A 17332-nucleotide genomic window follows, 5' to 3' on the forward strand; every position below is an offset into this window, starting at 1 on the left:
GGCCTGGCTGCTCACGTCCGCCACGCTACCTCAGGGGCCCGCGTGCGACGCGAGCACGCGCCGGAGTGGCGCGAACCCGCACCGTCAGCCCAGGGCGCGCGGGTGCGCCGACGCGTAGACCTCGCGCAGCGACTCCCGCGTCACGAGCGTGTAGATCTGGGTCGTCGTCACCGAGGCGTGCCCGAGCAGCTCCTGGACCACGCGCACGTCGGCACCGCCCGCGAGCAGGTGGGTCGCGAACGAGTGCCGCAGCGTGTGGGGAGAGATGCGCTCGGGGTGCTCGAGCCCCGCACGCTCCGCCGCGGTGCGCAGGACCGCCCACGCGCTCTGGCGGCTCAGGCGAGCGCCGCGGGTGTTGAGGAACACGGCCGGGGTGCCGCGGCCCGTGGCGGACAGCGCGGGCCGCCCCCGCACCAGGTAGGCGTCCAGGGCCCGCACCGCGTACGACCCGACGGGCACGACGCGCTCCTTGGCCCCCTTCCCGAACAGGCGCACGGCCCCCGTGCCGAGGTCCAGGTCGTCGACGTCGAGGCTCACGGCCTCGGAGATGCGGGCACCCGTGGAGTACACGAGCTCGAGCAGCGCGCGGTCCCGCAGCGGCCCCGGGCCCTCCCCCGCACCGGCGGCCTCGAGGATGGCCTCGACCTCCTCCGCGGAGATCGCCTTGGGCAGGCGTCTGCCCTGCGCGGGCGGGCGCACCTCGGCCGACGGGTCGGTGCCGGTGTGCCCCTCGAGCGCGCAGAAGCGGTGCCACCCGCGCACCGCGGCCACGGACCGGGCCGTCGACGACGGCGAGAGGAGCGCGGCGCCGTCGGCCCCCGTGCGGACCGTGGTGACGTAGTCCGTGACGTCGGCCGGGACGACGTCCGCGGGTTCCGTGCGGCCCCGCGTCGCGAGGTACGCGGCGTACCGCGCGAGGTCGCGACGGTACGCCGCGACCGTGTTCGGGGACAGCCCGCGCTCGACCGTCAGGTGGGCGAGGTACTCGCGCACCGCACGGTCGAGGGCTGCGGGCAGCGGCGGGGCCTCCCCCGCGGGAGCAGGCTCAGGCCCGACGGCGAGCGCGGACTCCTCCGCAGCGGCGCGCGTCATCGCGCACCGGCTGCAGGTCGAACGATCATCCCGTGGTTCCCGGGCCGACCGTCAGAAGGGGAGGAACACGTCGACCGCGACGGCGACGAACAGGAGGGTCAGGTAGGTGATCGAGGCGTGGAACACCTTCATGGCCCCGAGCTTGCCCTTGGTCGGGTCGTTCGCGCGGCGCAGCATCAGGATGCACAGCGCGAGGAACCAGGCGCCCAGACCGATCGCGACGACGCCGTAGACCCACGTCATGGGCGCGAGCCACCACAGGGCGAGCGACGAGGCGATCATCGCGACCGTGTAGGCGATCATCTCGCGCGCGACCTTGCGGTTGTCGGCGACGACCGGGAGCATCGGGACGCCCGCGTTCGCGTAGTCCTTCTTGAACTTGATCGACAGCGGCCAGTAGTGCGGCGGCGTCCAGAAGAAGATCACGAGGAACAGCGCGACCGCAGACCAGCTCAGCGACTCCGTGACGGCCGACCAGCCGATGAAGACCGGCATGCAGCCCGCGATGCCGCCCCACACGATGTTCTGCGGCGTGCGCCGCTTGAGGATCATGGTGTAGCCGACGACGTAGATCGCGATGGCGGCGAACGTGAGCCACGCCGAGGGGGCGTTGACGAGCCGCGCGAACCAGACGAGCGCCACGACGCCCAGAACCGTCGCGAAGACCAGCGCGGCCCGCGGGGAGATCTCCCCCGTCACGAGCGGTCGACGCTTGGTGCGGTTCATGAGCTCGTCGATGTCACGGTCGATGTAGCAGTTGAAGACGTTGGCCGACGCGGCGGCCAGCGTGCCGCCGACCAGCGTCTTGACGACCAGCCAGAAGTCCGGGAACCCGCCCTGGGCGAGGATCATGGTGGGCAGCGTGGTCACGAGCAGGAGCTCGATGATGCGCGGCTTCGTCAGGGCGATGTATGCACCGATCGTGCTCCGGATCCCCGCGACGGCGCTGCCGTCCGCGGTGACACGGGGCTGTCCGGCGACCTGGGCGGTCGCGGCAGGACGAGACGGATGACCCGTCTCGTCGATCGGTGCCTGGCTCGTGGTGTGCACGCGCTTCGGTGTTCCGTTCTGGCGAGGAAAGCGGGGGGCGTCGTCCGGCAGCCGGGGCGTGTCGGCACCGACCCGCTGGACGTCCGTCTTATGTTACGTCTCCCCCTCTGGTGCCGCCGCCCTGGGCCGTCGGGCAAAAGTGTGAGATCGGACCGCGATCCACCCCGTGGTCGGGGCGGGACGCCCTCCGGGGGTCCGCGTATAGGCTGGGTCGAGCAACCGACGGCCTGGTGCCCTGGTGGCCCGCGTGGCGTCCTGCCTTCGCGGTGACCACCGTCCGGACCGGCCGGCCGCCCGCTCGGCCCCGGCTCCACCTGTGAGCGACCGGGCGTGTGCGACGGAATAGTTCAACGGTTGATCCTTGTTGTGTCGACGATGATCCGGGGCGCAGACTCCGGACGGGAAAGAGGTCCGGTAAACGTGTTCGTTCCTGCCAACCAGCCCCTCGAGTGGTCCCCTCTGGACGACCAGGCTGTCAAGACCATCAAGGCCCTGGCGGCCGACGCCGTCGAGAAGGTCGGCAACGGCCACCCGGGGACCGCGATCTCGCTGGCCCCCGCTGCGTACCTGCTCTTCCAGAAGGTCATGCGCCACGACCCGGCGGACTCGCACTGGGTCGGCCGCGACCGGTTCGTGCTCTCCGCGGGCCACTCCTCGCTCACGATCTACCTCCAGCTCTTCCTCGCCGGCTACGGCCTGGAGATCGAGGACATCGAGGCGCTGCGCACCTGGGGCTCCAAGACCCCGGGCCACCCCGAGTACAAGCACACCAACGGCGTCGAGATCACCACGGGCCCCCTCGGCCAGGGCCTCGCGTCCTCGGTCGGCATGGCCATGGCGGCCCGCCGCGAGCGCGGCCTGCTCGACCCGTCGGCGGCGCCCGGCGAGAGCCCGTTCGACCACCACGTGTACGTCATCGCCTCCGACGGCGACCTGCAGGAGGGCGTGACCTCCGAGGCCTCCTCGCTCGCGGGCCACCAGCAGCTCGGCAACCTCATCGTGATCTGGGACGACAACAAGATCTCTATCGAGGACGACACGGACATCGCCTTCACCGAGGACGTCCTCGCGCGCTACGAGGCGTACGGCTGGCACACCCAGAAGGTCGACTGGACCCAGGGCGGCACGGGCTACGCCGAGAACGTCGACGAGCTCGCCGCCGCGGTCGCCGCGGCGCAGGCCGAGACCGGCAAGCCCTCGATCATCGCGCTGCGCACGATCATCGGCTGGCCCTCGCCCACCAAGCAGAACACCGGCGGCATCCACGGCTCCGCGATGGGTGCGGACGAGATCCGTGGCCTCAAGATCGAGCTCGGCCTCGACCCCGACGCGTCGTTCGACGTCCCCAGCGAGGTCCTCGAGTACACGCGCGCCGTGGGCGAGCGCGGCGCCGAGCTGCGCGAGCGCTGGAACACCGCGTTCGAGGCGTGGAAGGTCGCCAACCCCTCCGGCCACGCGCTCCTGCAGCGCCTCGAGGCCCGTGAGCTGCCCGCCGGCTGGACCGAGTCCCTGCCGACGTTCGAGGCGGGCAAGGACGTCGCGACGCGCGCCGCCTCCGGCAAGGTCCTCTCGGCCCTGGCCGACACGCTGCCCGAGCTCTGGGGCGGCTCTGCCGACCTCGCAGGCTCGAACAACACGACCATGGACGGCGAGCCCTCGTTCGTCCCGGCCGAGCACGCGACCAAGAAGTTCCCCGGGCACGAGTACGGCCGCACGCTGCACTTCGGCATCCGTGAGCACGCCATGGGCTCGATCCTCAACGGGATCGTCCTGCACGGCGGTACCCGCGCCTACGGCGGCACGTTCCTCACGTTCTCCGACTACATGCGCCCCGCGGTACGCCTCGCGGCCCTCATGGAGATCCCGTCCACGTTCGTCTGGACGCACGACTCGATCGGCCTGGGCGAGGACGGCCCCACGCACCAGCCCATCGAGCACTTCGCCGCGCTGCGCGCCATCCCCGGCCTCGACGTCGTCCGCCCGGCCGACGCCAACGAGACCGCCTGGGCCTGGCGCACGATCCTCGAGCACACCGACCGCCCGGCCGGCCTCATCCTGACCCGCCAGAACGTCCCGACGTTCCCCCGCGGCACGGACGGCTTCGCCGACGCGTCGGGCACCGCCCGGGGCGGCTACGTGCTGCTCGACACCGAGGGCACGCCCGACGTGATCCTCATCGGCACGGGCTCCGAGGTCCAGCTCGCGGTCGAGGCGCGCGAGCAGCTCGCCGCCGACGGCATCTCGGCCCGCGTGGTCTCCCTGCCGAGCCGCGAGTGGTTCGACGCGCAGAGCCCCGAGCACCGCGAGAGCGTGCTCCCGGCGGCCGTCAAGGCACGCGTCTCGGTCGAGGCGGGCATCGCCCAGGGCTGGCGGGACCTGGTCGGCGACGCCGGCCGCTCCGTGAGCCTCGAGCACTACGGGGCGTCGGCGGACTACAAGATCCTCTACCGCGAGTTCGGGATCACGTCCGAGGCCGTCGCGGCCGCCGCGAAGGAGTCGATCGAGGCGGCCCGCACGGGTGCGGCCCCCGGTGGCGCTCCCATCCCCTCGGTCGGTGGCACTGGCGACCAGCTCTGACCATCCGTAGATTCCAGGAGGGGGCGGTCATCGCCCGCCCCCTCCTGGACCGTCCGTGAGGACGGCCGCCAGACGACGAGAGGGAGAGCCATGTCCGTCCAGCACAGCACTGCGCCAGCACCCGTCCGTGAGCTGTCGGAGGCGGGAGTCTCCATCTGGTTGGACGACCTCTCCCGTGAACGCCTGCGCGGCGGAGGGCTCGCCGAGCTGATCTCCTCGCGGGCGGTCGTCGGTGTCACGACCAACCCCACGATCTTCGCGGGCGCCCTCGCGGCGGGCGACGCCTACGACGCACAGCTCGCCGAGCTGGCCGCCGCCGGGACCGACGTCGAGGCAGCGGTCGAACGGATCACCACGGACGACGTCCGCGAGGCGGCCGACGTCCTGCGGCCGGTCTACGACGCGACCGACGGGGTGGACGGCCGCGTCTCGATCGAGGTCGACCCGCGCCTGGCCCGCGACGCCGACCGCACGGTCGAGACCGCTGTCCGCCTGTGGCGGACGGTCGACCGTCCCAACGTCCTCATCAAGATCCCCGCCACGGTCGAGGGCCTCGACGCGATCGAGCGCACTCTGGCCCAGGGCATCAGCGTCAACGTGACGCTCATCTTCTCCCTGGCCCGCTACCGCCAGGTCATGGACGCCTTCCTCGCGGGGCTCGAGCAGGCCCGCGACTCCGGCCACGACGTGACGCGCATCGCCTCGGTCGCCTCGTTCTTCGTCTCGCGCGTGGACTCGGCGGTCGACCCCGCCCTGACCGCGATCGGGACCCCCGAGGCCCTGGAACAGCGCGGCCGCGCCGCGATCGCCAACGCGCGGCTCGCGTACGAGGCCTACGAGCAGCTCGTCCAGACCGACCGGTGGCGCGCGCTGGAGTCCGCGGGCGCCCACCCGCAGCGGCCCCTGTGGGCCTCGACGGGCGTCAAGAACCCGGACTACCGCGACACCATGTACGTCGACGAGCTGATCGCTCCCGGTGTGGTGAACACCATGCCGCAGGCCACGCTCGACGCGTTCGCGGACCACGGTGTCGTGCTCGGCGACACCGTCGCGGACACCTACACCGCCTCGCGCTCGACCCTGGAGGCCGTCGAGTCGTTCGGGGTCTCCCTCGACCAGGTCACCGAGCACCTCGAGGCGGAGGGCGTCCAGAAGTTCGAGGCCAGCTGGACCGAGCTGCTCAGCACCGTCGCCGCGGGTCTCGCCCGCGCGGGCGACGGCGCACCGTGACCTCCTCCCGCGCGACCGGCGCACCGCACGGCGCCGCACCGGCGTCCGCGGACCTGGACGCCCCCGTGGTCACCCACGACCACCACCTAGGCTCTGTCCCGGTCCGCCGGACGGGCCGCCCGACCATCCCATCCCCCGCCGACGAGAACGGTGACATCAGTTGAGACCGGCAAAGATCAGCGCAGAGCACAACCCGCTGCGCGACCCGCGTGACCTTCGACTCCCCCGCATCGCCGGGCCCAGCGGCCTCGTGATCTTCGGCGTCACGGGCGACCTCGCCCGCAAGAAGCTCATGCCCGCCGTGTACGACCTCGCCAACCGCGGCCTCCTGCCGCCCGGCTTCGCGCTCACGGGCTTCGCCCGCCGCGACTGGGCCGACCAGGACTTCGCCAAGGTGGTGCGCGACGCCGTCGAGCAGTACGCGCGCACGCCGTTCCGCGAGGCGACGTGGAAGCAGCTCGCCGAGGGCATCCGGTTCGTCCAGGGCGAGTTCGACGACGAGCAGGCGTTCGAGCGCCTGCGCACCACCGTCGAGGAGCTCGACAAGGAGCGCGGCACGGGCGGCAACCACGCGTTCTACCTCTCGGTCCCGCCCAGCGCGTTCCCCCTGGTGTGCGAGCAGCTCTCGCGCTCGGGGCTGTCGCGCTCGGGCGAGGACGCGTGGCGCCGCGTGGTCATCGAGAAGCCGTTCGGCCACGACCTGACCAGCGCGCGCGAGCTCAACGACGTCGTCTCCAAGGTCTTCTCGCCGGACTCGGTCTTCCGCATCGACCACTACCTGGGCAAGGAGACCGTCCAGAACATGCTGGCGCTGCGGTTCGCCAACCAGCTCTACGAGCCCATCTGGAACGCGCACTACGTCGACCACGTCCAGATCACCATGGCCGAGGACATCGGCATCGGTGGCCGCGCCGGGTACTACGACGGGATCGGCGCCGCCCGCGACGTCATCCAGAACCACCTCATCCAGCTCCTCGCGCTGACCGCGATGGAGGAGCCCGTCTCGTTCGACGCCGAGTCGCTGCGCGCCGAGAAGCTCAAGGTCCTCTCGGCCGTGCGGCTCCCGCGCGACCTGGGCCGCCACACCTCGCGCGGCCAGTACTCGGCCGGGTGGCAGGGTGGCGAGGAGGTCGTCGGGTACCTCGAGGAGGACGGCATCTCGCCCGAGTCCACGACCGAGACGTTCGCCGCGATCCGCGTCGACATCGACAACCGTCGTTGGGCCGGGGTCCCGTTCTACCTGCGCACGGGCAAGCGCCTGGGACGCCGCGTGACGGAGATCGCTGTCGTCTTCAAGTCGGCCCCGCACCTGCCGTTCGAGTCCTCCGCGACGTCCGAGCTGGGCAAGAACGCGCTCGTGATCCGGGTCCAGCCCGACGAGGGGGTGACGATCCGCTTCGGTGCCAAGGTGCCCGGGACCGCCATGGAGGTCCGCGACGTGACGATGGACTTCGGCTACGGCCACGCGTTCACCGAGTCCTCCCCCGAGGCCTACGAGCGGCTCATCCTCGACGTCCTGCTGGGTGACCCGCCGCTCTTCCCGAGCCACGAGGAGGTCGAGCTCTCCTGGAAGATCCTCGACCCGATCACGGCGTTCTGGGAGTCCAAGGGCGCGCCCGACCCCTACCGCTCGGGCACCTGGGGTCCGGAGTCGGCCGACGAGATGATGGCCCGCGACGGCCGCACCTGGCGACGCCCGTGACCGCACCGATCTCCCGCCTGCCCCGGAACCCCGGCCGGACCTCGAACTGGAGCCCCACCTCATGATCATCGATCTCCCCGAGACGACGACCAATGCGGTCAACAAGCGCCTCGTGAAGCTGCGCGACGAGGGCGGTGCCGTGGCCCTCGGGCGCGTCCTGACCCTCGTCGTCCTGGCCGAGGAGGCCGACGTCGAGGACGCGGTCGCCGCGGCCAACGGCGCCTCGCGCGAGCACCCCTGCCGTGTCGTGGTCGTCGCGCCCGCCAACAAGCGCACGACGGCCCGGCTCGACGCCCAGATCCGCATCGGGGGGGACGCGGGGGCCAGCGAGGTCATCATCCTGCGTCCCTCGGGTCCGCTGGTCGCGCACACCGACACCCTGGTGATGCCGCTCCTGCTCCCGGACGCCCCGATCGTGGCCTGGTGGCCCCGCGAGACGCCTGACAACCCGTCGGCGGACCCGGTCGGCCAGATGGCCCACCGCCGCATCACGGACGCGGTCAACGCCGGCAAGTCGCTCCAGACGCTCCAGCGCCTGAGCAAGAGCCACCACCCGGGCGACACGGACCTCGCATGGACCCGCGTGACCCTGTGGCGCGGCCTCATCGCGGCCGCGCTCGACCAGCCGCCGTACGAGTCGGTGACCGCGGTCGAGGTCGAGGGCGAGGAGCACCACCCCTCGGTCGACATCCTCGCGGCATGGCTCGCCCAGCAGCTCCGGTGCCCGGTCCGGCTCGTCCGCCGTCGTGGCGTCGAGGGCATCACCAAGGTGACGCTCGAGCGCAAGGGCGGGCCCGTGGTGCTGTCCCGCCCCGACGGGCGCATCGTGACGCTGACCCAGCCCGGGCAGCCGGACCGCCGCCTCTCGCTGCCCCTGCGCCAGCTCGAGGAGTGCCTCACCGAGGAGCTGCGCCGGCTGGACCCCGACGAGGTCTACGGCGAGGTCCTCACCAAGGGCCTGGCAAGGATCGGCGAATGACGGCCGGCTCCGGGGCTGCGTCCCCGTCGCACGGGCCACGGCTCGTCGTCGTGCACCCGGACGCGGGCGTGCTCGCCGAGGCCGTCGCGGCCCGGCTCCTGACCCGCGTCCTCGACATCCAGTCCGTGCGCACCCCGGTCCACGTGGTCCTCACGGGCGGGACGGTCGGCATCCGTTCGCTCGCGGCCGTGGCCGCGCACCCGGTGCGCGACGCCGTCGACTGGACGGGCGTCCACCTGTGGTGGGGCGACGAGCGGTTCCTGCCCACGGGTGACCCCGAGCGCAACGAGACGCAGGCGCGCGAGGCCCTGCTCGACCACCTGCCGACCCTGCCCCCGGAGAACGTGCACGTCGTGCCCGCGCCGGGTGACGGCGTCGGGACCCCCGAGGAGTCGGCCGCGCTGTACGCGGACGAGATCTCGCGCTTCACGCCCGACGGCGCCACGCACCTCGCGTTCGACGTCCTCCTGCTGGGCATGGGCCCGGACGGGCACGTCGCGTCGCTGTTCCCCGGGAACGCGGGGCTCGACGCGCAGGGGACGACGACCGGGGTGCACGACTCCCCCAAGCCGCCGCCGGAGCGCGTCTCGCTGACGTTCTCCGCGATCCAGGCGGCCCAGGAGGTCTGGGTCGTCGCCGCGGGCGCGGAGAAGGCCCCTGCGGTGGCCTCGGCCCTCGCAGGGGACCCCGTGAGCACGACCCCGGCGGCCGGGGCGCTCGGGACGCAGCGCACGCTGTGGCTCGTCGACCTCGCAGCGAGCGGCCGCGTGTCCTGACCGGACGGGCCGGCGGCAGCCCGTCCGTCGGCCCAGGTCGCTCCCGGGAGCACCGGAGCGCCCGGGAGAACTCGCAGGATGCAGCACAGCGGGGCCCGTCCGACATGGACGGGCCCCGCTGTGCGGTGTGTCCTGCCCTGCCCGGGCGGGACGGTGACGACGTGTGGTGAGGGGCCTAGCGGCCGCGGCGTGCTCGGAGCGCGGCGAGCGCCTCCTCGAGCAGCGCGACCCCGTCCTCGTCGCTCCGGCGCTCCTTCACGTACGCGAGGTGCGTCTTGTACGGCTCGTTGCGCAGCGCGCTGGGCGGGTTCGCCGGGTCGAGGCCCGCGGGCAGGCCGCAGCGCGGGCAGTCCCAGGTCTCTGGCGTGACGATCTCCGCCTCGGACGAGAAGCTGGGCCGGGTCTCGTGACCGTTGGCGCACCAGTAGGCGACCCAGACACGCGGTGCGATGTCGCCCCGCTCCGTCTCCCCCAGCGGGCCCGCACCGACGCGAGACCCCTTGATAGCACTGCCACCAGCCACGACTTCACTCCCCTGACTCACGACCGTCCGCGTCCCGGAACGGTTCCCTACCCCGTGCCGCCGGTGCGGCGCAGGGTCAGCTGACCTTCTGGATGAGCCCCAGGAGGACGATCACGACGGTCCACGTGATCGCGAACGTGATGGTGATGCGGTTGAGGTTCCGCTCGGCCACCCCCGAGCTGCCTGCGCTGCTCGAGATGCCGCCACCGAACATGTCGGACAGGCCGCCGCCCTTGCCCTTGTGCATCAGCACGAGGAGGGTCAAGAAGCCGCTGGTGATGACCAGCAGGATCTGGAGAATGATGCGCAGCGCGTCCACGAGTACGTCCTTGGCTCTGGGTCCACGTCGAGAAGTCGAGAGCGGACCGCACGGTTGTCCTGGACCGACCTGCGAGGCGCAGGTGCGGCACCGAGGACAAGGGTAGGCGACGCGGGGCCGATCCGACGAACCGATCCACCGGGTGGTCGATGCTGGCGGACAGGTCACCGTGCGTGTCGGGCTACCGCGAGGAGAGTCCTCCGCGGTGCGCGGAGGCGACGCTGCCGGGTCGCGCCGCCTGGCACGACCCGGCAGCGACGGGGATCAGGCCCCGGTCTGGTGCGACTGGAAGCGCGCGATCTTCGCGAACTCCTCCGGGTCGAGGCTCGCGCCGCCGACCAGTGCGCCGTCGACGTCCTGCTCCTTCATGAGCTCGGCGATCGACGACGACTTGACCGAACCGCCGTAGAGGACGCGGACGGCGTCCGCCACCTCGGCGGAGTACAGCTCCGCGAGACGGGCACGGATCGCGCCGGCGACCTCCTGCGCGTCCTGCGGCGTGGCGACCTCGCCCGTGCCGATGGCCCAGACGGGCTCGTACGCGATGACGACCTTGGCGGCGTCCTCGGCCGAGAGACCCTCGAGGGCGCCGTCGACCTGCGCGAGCGTGTAGGACACCTGCTCACCGGCCTTGCGGACCTCGAGCGCCTCGCCGACGCAGATGATCGGGATCAGGCCGTGGGCCAGGGCGGCCTTCGACTTGGCGTTGACGAGCGCGTCGTCCTCGCCGTGGTACTGGCGGCGCTCAGAGTGCCCGATCGCGACGTAGGTCACGCCCAGCTTGCTCAGGAACACGGGCGAGATCTCACCCGTGTAGGCACCCGAGACGTGCTGCGAGACGTCCTGCGCGCCGTACGTCAGCTCGAGCTTGTCGGCGTCGACGAGCGTCTGCACGCTGCGCAGGTCCGTGTACGGTGCGAGCACCGTGACCTCGACCGCCGAGAAGTCGTGCTTGGCGTCCTTGAGGGCCCAGGCGAGCTTCTGGACCGTGTGGATGGCCTCCTGGTGGTCCAGGTTCATCTTCCAGTTGCCCGCGATGAGCGGGGTACGTGCATCAGTCATGGTGTCTACCTTCTGTGAGCCGTGAGGCTGCGGGGGTGGGGGTCAGGCCTCGAGAACCGCGAGCCCCGGGAGGGACTTGCCCTCGAGGAACTCCAGGCTCGCGCCGCCACCGGTCGAGATGTGGCTGAAGCCGGCCTCGTCGAAGCCGAGGATGCGCACGGCCGCAGCGGAGTCGCCGCCGCCGACGATCGTGAACGCGCCGTTCGCGGTCGCGTCGACCAGGGCCTGCGCGACAGCACGGGTGCCACCGGAGAACGCCTCGAACTCGAACACGCCTGCGGGGCCGTTCCAGACGACGGTCTTGGCGTCGACGATCTTGCTCGCGAACAGCTTCTGCGACTCGGGGCCGATGTCCAGGCCGATCTTGTCGTCCGGGATCGCGTCCGCGGGCACGACCTCGTAGGGCGCGTCGGCGGCGAACGAGTCGGCCGCGAGGATGTCGGTCGGCAGGACGATCTCGACGCCCGCCTTCTCGGCGTCCGCGAGGTAGCCCTTCACGGTGTCGATCTGGTCCGTCTCGAGGAGCGAGTTGCCCACCGAGTAGCCCTTGGCCGCGAGGAACGTGAAGACCATGCCGCCACCGATGAGCAGGCGGTCCGCCTTGGTCAGCAGGTTGGCGATGACGCCCAGCTTGTCGGAGACCTTCGAGCCACCGAGCACGACGACGTAGGGGCGCGCGGGGTCCTCGGTCGCCTTCTTGAGGGAGTCGACCTCCTTGAGCACCAGCTCGCCCACGGCGGACGGCAGCACCTTGGCGATGTCGTAGACCGACGCCTGCTTGCGGTGCACGACGCCGAAGCCGTCCGAGACGTACGCGTCGGCGAGCGAGGCGAGGTCGGCGGCGAGCGACTCGCGCTCGGCGTCGACCTTCGAGGTCTCGCGGGGGTCGAAGCGGATGTTCTCGAGCAGCGCGACCTCGCCGTCGCCCAGCGCGGCGACCGTGGCCTTGGCGGACTCGCCGACGGTGTCCTGCGCGAGCGTCACGGGGGCGCCGAGCAGCTCGCCCAGGCGGGCCGCGACGGGGGCGAGGGAGTACTTGGCGTCGGGCTCACCCTTGGGGCGACCGAGGTGCGCGGTCACGACGACCTTCGCACCGGCGTCGGTCAGCCGCTTGAGCGTGGGGAGCGCGGCGCGGATACGGCCGTCGTCCGTGATGGTCGTCCCGTCGAGGGGGACGTTGAAGTCCGAACGGACGAGCACGCGCTTGCCGCGCAGGTCGCCGAGGGAGTCGATGGTCTTCATGAGCACACTCCTGGTCTGAACAGGTCGAAACAGGTCACGTCACACATGACTGCGTCCGCGTGCATGGGCGGCCAATCGGGCCGGCCACGCACGCGGACGCAGAATTCACCTCACGTCGCAGGGACGGAGATCAGAGACGAGCACCCACGTACTGCGTGAGCGAGACGAGCGAGCTGGAGTAGCCCCACTCGTTGTCGTACCACGCGACGACCTTGACCAGGTCGCCGCTCACCTTGGTGAGCTTCGAGTCGAAGATCGAGGTGTGCGGGTCCGTGACGATGTCCGAGGAGACGATGTCGTCGTCGACGTACTTGAGGACGCCCTTGAGCGGGCCCTCGGCAGCAGCCTTGACCGCAGCGTTGACCTCCTCGACCGTGACGGTCTTCGAGGCGGTGAAGGTGAGGTCCGTGGCCGAACCCGTGATGACGGGGACGCGCATCGCGAAGCCGTCGAGCTTGCCCTTGAGCTCGGGGAGCACGAGGGCGACGGCCTTGGCCGCACCAGTCGAGGTGGGGACGATGTTCTGCGCGGCCGCACGGGCACGACGCAGGTCCTTGTGGGGGCCGTCCTGCAGGTTCTGGTCACCCGTGTACGCGTGGATCGTGGTCATGAGGCCACGCTCGATGCCGATCGCGTCGTTGAGGGCCTTGGCCATCGGGGCGAGGCAGTTCGTGGTGCACGACGCGTTGGAGATGATGTGCTGCGTCGCGGGGTCGTACTGCTCGTGGTTCACGCCGACGACGAAGGTGCCGTCCTCGTTCTTCGCCGGAGCGGAGATGATGACCTTCTTGGCGCCGGCCTCGATGTGAGCCTTCGCCTTGGTCGCGTCGGTGAAGAAGCCGGTCGACTCGATGACGATGTCAGCGCCCAGCTCGCCCCAGGGGAGCTTCGCGGGGTCGCGCTCCTCGAGGGCGCGGATGGCCTTGCCGTCGACGATGATGTTGTTCTCGTCGAAGTCGACGCTCAGCGGGAAACGACCCAGGACGGTGTCGTACTTCAGCAGGTGCGCGAGCGTCTTGTTGTCCGTGAGGTCGTTGACACCCACGATCTCGATGTCCGCCCCCGACGCGATGATGGCGCGGAAGAAGTTACGTCCGATACGACCGAAGCCGTTGATACCGACGCGGATGGTCACAATGCCCTCCTCAGGGCGCGCCGGTGTTTCCGACGCACACGGTTGATGCCGAACGATCACGTACTACGGCGTACGTAGGTGGTAACGGCGAAGTACTCCCCCACCGATGCCTCGCGGCGTGGACTCCGGGAATCTCGCAGGGCCACAGCGACAGCTGCGGCTCAACAGGGTCCCGAAGACCTCAGTGAAGGAGCACGTCTTTGTCACCTGACATCCCCGATCCTATACCCGAAGCCCCCCATCACGTGACCTGGACACGGATCTGAGACGACCGGGAACGCACCGTGGGATGTGACCGAGGTCAGAGACGGCGGTCACACCGGGCCCCCTGCCGGGCTGTCGCGGGAGGGGTCGGGGTCGGAGCACGCAAGCGCTCCCACAGGGCCGCGCGGCAAGGACCCCGGACGCGCCGGGCTCCCCCGGGCCGCCCCGCCCGCACCCCACGAGCCCTGCCCACGACACGGCGAAGGGGGCGCGTGCCCGACGGGCGCGCGCCCCCTTCGCAGGTGGCCGGTGGGACGGGTCAGACGTCGAGCAGGTCCGGGCTCAGGCCCGCCTCGGTGTCCGGGATGCCGAGCTCGGCCGCGCGCTTGTCCGCGGTCGACAGCAGCCGGCGGATACGACCCGCCACGGCGTCCTTGGTCAGCGGCGGCTCGGCGAGCTGTCCCAGCTCCTCGAGCGAGGCCTGCTTGTGCGCGAGCCGCAGCTCGCCGGCCTCACGGAGGTGGTCCGGGAGGTCCGGGCCGAGGATCTCGAACGCGCGCTCGACACGGGCGCCCGCGGCGACCGCAGCACGAGCCGAACGGCGCAGGTTCGCGTCGTCGAAGTTCGCGAGCCGGTTCGCGGTGCCGCGCACCTCGCGGCGCTGGCGACGCTCCTCCCAGACCACGACGGTCTCGTGGGCCCCGAGCCGGGTCAGCATCGCGCTGATCGCCTCGCCGTCCCGGATCACGACCCGGTCGACCCCCCGCACCTCGCGAGCCTTCGCGGAGATCCCCAGGCGCCGGGCGGCACCGACGAGCGCGAGCGCGGCCTCGGGTCCGGGGCACGTCACCTCGAGCGCCGAGGAGCGGCCCGGCTCGGTCAGCGAGCCGTGCGCGAGGAACGCACCACGCCACGCCGCCTCGGCCTCGCCGACGCCCGCCGAGACCACCTGCGGCGGCAGCCCGCGCACGGGCCGTCCACGGTTGTCGAGCAGGCCCGTCTGCCGGGCCAGGGACTCACCGTCCTTGACGACCCGCACGACGTAGCGGCTGCCGCGTCGCAGCCCCCCCGCCGACACCACGATCAGCTCGCTCGTGTGCCCGTACACGTCGCTGATCGTCTGCCGGAGCCGCCGGGCCGCGATCGCCGTGTCGAGCTCCGCCTCGATCACGATGCGCCCCGAGATGATGTGCAGCCCTCCCGAGAACCGGAGCATGGCCGAGACCTCCGCCTTGCGGCAGGAGGTCTTGTCCACCTTGAGTCGCGCGAGCTCGTCCTTCACCTGTGCCGTCAACGCCATGGCGACATCCTCCCATCAACGAGCAACGATCGTGACCGCCTTCTGCCACGAGGGACGTCCCGACGCGGGGCACGAGCCGCTGGTGCGGCTGACCGTTCACGCGCCCGCATAGGGCGCCGGGGACCGTGCGGTGTCCTCGCGCCGGGGCGGGCAAGGCTGTCCGTCGGTGACCGGTGCAGGCGGGTGCAGGCCGATCCCGGGCTGGTCGGCTCCCGCTCAGCGCGCCGAGGTCCCCACGTCCCCCAGGAAGCCGTCGAAGACGTCGCGCAGGGCGGCGGCGAGGCGCAGCGCGTCGTGCTGCGGGGTCCCGTCCGAGCGCCCCACCTGGCGCAGCAGCAGGCGCGCCCCTGTCCTCGCCGACTCGTCGACGAGGAGCCCGATGTCCTCCGCCGCGCTGGGGTCCGCGATCACCGCGTCGATACGCAGGTCGGGCGCGTGCTTGTGCAGCGCCTCGAGGTGGTCGGTCGCGGTCAGGCCGAACGTCTCCCCCGAGGTGTTCGAGAGGTTCAGGACGACGCAGCGCCGGGCCGAGGTGTCGTGCAGCGCGCGCGCCAGCTCGGGTACGAGCAGGTGCGGCATGACCGAGGAGTACCAGGACCCCGGCCCCAGGACGACCCAGTCGGCCGCCATCACCGCCTCCACGGCCTCGGGGCAGGCGGGCGGGTCGGGCGGCACGAGCCGGAGCTGCTCGATCCGCTCGTGGGTCAGGGCGACCTGGCTCTGCCCCACGATCGTGGCGAGCCCGTCCCCCGTCCGGACGTCGGCCTCGATGCCGAGCGGGACCGCGGCCATGGGAAGGACCCGCCCCCGGGCCCCGAGCAGCTTGCCGACCCAGTCCAGCCCCGCGACCGGGTCGTCCAGCAGCTCCCACAGCGCGACGATCAGGAGGTTGCCGACCGCGTGCTGGTCGAGGTCGCCGCTCGAGGAGAACCTGTGCTGCAGGACCGAGCTCCACGTCCGTCCCCACTCGGAGTCGTCGCACAGGGCCGCGAGCGCCATCCGGAGGTCTCCGGGGGGCAGGACGCCGAGCTCGGCCCGCAGGCGCCCGGAGGACCCGCCGTCGTCGGCGACGGTCACCACGGCCGTGATGCGGTCGGACATGAGCCGCAGGGCCGAGAGCGTCGCGGACAGGCCGTGCCCGCCGCCGAGGGCCACGACCGCCGGGTTGACGAGTGGCACGGGCTACTCCTTGCCGAGGTCGCGGGCAGTGACGGTGACGCGCTGGCCGAGGGCTCTCAGCCGTTGCGCGAGCACCTCCGAGATCGCGACCGAGCGGTGCTTGCCCCCGGTGCAGCCCACGGCGATGGTCACGTAGCGCTTCTCCTCGGCGAGGTACCCCGCGAGGACCGGCTCGAGCGCGCTCACGTACCGGTCGACGAACTCGAGGGCGCCGGGGCGGGCGAGGACGTAGTCGCGCACGGGTTCGTCCCGGCCCGTGAGGTGCCGCAGCTCGGTGATCCAGTACGGGTTGGCGAGGAACCGCATGTCGACGACGTGGTCGGCGTCGAGCGGGATGCCGTACTTGAACCCGAACGAGACCACGTTGATCCGCAGCGTCTCCGGAGTTCCTTCGGCCACGGCCGCGCGGACCTCGCGGGCGAGGTCGTGGACGTTGAGCTCGGAGGTGTCGATCACGACGTCCGCACGCTCCTCGACGCTCGAGACGAGGCGTCGCTCCTCGGCGATGCCGTCCAGGATGCGCCCGTCTCCCTGCAGCGGGTGCGGGCGCCGCACCTGCTCGTACCGGCGCACGAGGACCTCGTCGGACGCGTCGAGGAACAGGATGCGGTAGAAGACCCCGGCGTCCCTCAGGTGCTTGAGCACGTCGAGGAGGTCGGTGAAGAACCCTCCGCCGCGCACGTCGACGACGGCGGCGATCCGCTGCACGCTGGACCCGGCGCGCGTCATCATGTCGACGAGGGGCACGAGCATGCGCGGGGGCATGTTGTCCACGACGTACCAGTCGAGGTCCTCGAGCACCGCGGCGGCCCGGCTGCGTCCGGCGCCGGACATCCCGGTGATCACGAGGACCTCGGCGTCGGACCGCTCGGGGGCGGGCGTGGCCGCCTCGATCACGGGGATGCCCTGGGGGACGGTCGTCGGGGCGGGTTCGGAGCTCATGTCACCAGCATGCCAGCCGC

15 protein-coding genes are annotated in these 17332 nt (G+C 71.7%); 5 read left to right on the plus strand and 10 right to left on the minus strand.

Annotated elements, in window-relative coordinates:
* Positions 1-84: 84 nt before the first annotated feature.
* Positions 85-1092 carry a site-specific tyrosine recombinase XerD gene (gene xerD, locus NHG27_RS03955; protein ID WP_193719710.1) on the minus strand — a complete coding sequence of 336 codons (1008 nt, stop codon included), beginning with the start codon at positions 1090-1092 and terminating at the stop codon, positions 85-87.
* A 51-nt stretch (positions 1093-1143) separates the two neighbouring features.
* Complete coding sequence (locus tag NHG27_RS03960; RefSeq protein ID WP_321575362.1) at positions 1144-2025, minus strand: heme o synthase; 882 nt, start codon at positions 2023-2025, stop codon at positions 1144-1146.
* A gap of 492 nt (positions 2026-2517) precedes the next feature.
* Here NHG27_RS03960 and tkt point away from each other — a divergent pair, with 492 nt between their 5' ends.
* The 5 genes from tkt (at position 2518) to pgl (ending at position 9406) form a co-directional block, all read left to right on the plus strand.
* The gene (tkt, locus tag NHG27_RS03965; protein ID WP_497014848.1) at positions 2518-4719 is read left to right on the plus strand and encodes a transketolase; all 2202 of its coding nucleotides are present in this window, start codon (positions 2518-2520) and stop codon (positions 4717-4719) included.
* Between the two features lie 90 nt (positions 4720-4809).
* Positions 4810-5949 (plus strand): transaldolase, encoded by a 1140-nt coding sequence (tal, locus tag NHG27_RS03970; RefSeq protein WP_497014823.1) that lies wholly within the window; start codon positions 4810-4812, stop codon positions 5947-5949.
* 160 nt (positions 5950-6109) lie between these two features.
* The gene (zwf, locus tag NHG27_RS03975) at positions 6110-7651 is read left to right on the plus strand and encodes a glucose-6-phosphate dehydrogenase (protein ID WP_193719712.1); all 1542 of its coding nucleotides are present in this window, start codon (positions 6110-6112) and stop codon (positions 7649-7651) included.
* Positions 7652-7712: 61 nt separating this feature from the next.
* Positions 7713-8630, plus strand: coding sequence for a glucose-6-phosphate dehydrogenase assembly protein OpcA (gene opcA / locus NHG27_RS03980; protein WP_497014824.1), 918 nt, complete (start codon positions 7713-7715; stop codon positions 8628-8630).
* Positions 8627-9406 carry a 6-phosphogluconolactonase gene (gene pgl, locus NHG27_RS03985; protein WP_497014825.1) on the plus strand — a complete coding sequence of 260 codons (780 nt, stop codon included), beginning with the start codon at positions 8627-8629 and terminating at the stop codon, positions 9404-9406. The genes opcA and pgl overlap by 4 nt, the downstream gene beginning before the upstream one ends.
* 175 nt (positions 9407-9581) lie before the next feature.
* On the opposite strand, the gene NHG27_RS03990 is transcribed toward pgl, so the two are convergent.
* The 8 genes from NHG27_RS03990 to rapZ form a co-directional block, all read right to left on the minus strand.
* A complete protein-coding gene (locus tag NHG27_RS03990) occupies positions 9582-9929 on the minus strand; it encodes an RNA polymerase-binding protein RbpA (RefSeq protein WP_193719715.1) in 348 nt (115 codons plus the stop codon).
* 76 nt (positions 9930-10005) lie between these two features.
* Positions 10006-10248, minus strand: a complete 243-nt coding sequence (secG, locus tag NHG27_RS03995) for a preprotein translocase subunit SecG (RefSeq protein WP_030152466.1) — start codon at positions 10246-10248, stop codon at positions 10006-10008.
* Positions 10249-10512: 264 nt separating this feature from the next.
* Positions 10513-11310 (minus strand): triose-phosphate isomerase, encoded by a 798-nt coding sequence (tpiA, locus tag NHG27_RS04000; RefSeq protein ID WP_193719716.1) that lies wholly within the window; start codon positions 11308-11310, stop codon positions 10513-10515.
* Positions 11311-11352: 42 nt separating this feature from the next.
* Entirely contained in the window at positions 11353-12552 is a 1200-nt protein-coding gene (locus NHG27_RS04005) for a phosphoglycerate kinase (protein ID WP_497014826.1), read from the minus strand.
* A 130-nt stretch (positions 12553-12682) separates the two neighbouring features.
* Positions 12683-13687 (minus strand): type I glyceraldehyde-3-phosphate dehydrogenase, encoded by a 1005-nt coding sequence (gene gap, locus NHG27_RS04010; protein WP_193719718.1) that lies wholly within the window; start codon positions 13685-13687, stop codon positions 12683-12685.
* 523 nt (positions 13688-14210) lie between these two features.
* The gene (whiA, locus tag NHG27_RS04015; RefSeq protein WP_191805771.1) at positions 14211-15191 is read right to left on the minus strand and encodes a DNA-binding protein WhiA; all 981 of its coding nucleotides are present in this window, start codon (positions 15189-15191) and stop codon (positions 14211-14213) included.
* A gap of 216 nt (positions 15192-15407) precedes the next feature.
* Complete coding sequence (locus tag NHG27_RS04020) at positions 15408-16370, minus strand: gluconeogenesis factor YvcK family protein (RefSeq protein WP_193719719.1); 963 nt, start codon at positions 16368-16370, stop codon at positions 15408-15410.
* A gap of 3 nt (positions 16371-16373) precedes the next feature.
* Positions 16374-17312, minus strand: coding sequence for an RNase adapter RapZ (rapZ, locus tag NHG27_RS04025; protein WP_193719720.1), 939 nt, complete (start codon positions 17310-17312; stop codon positions 16374-16376).
* Between the last annotated feature and the right edge of the window lie 20 nt (positions 17313-17332).

This window comes from Oerskovia sp. 140933 (genome assembly GCF_059651515.1).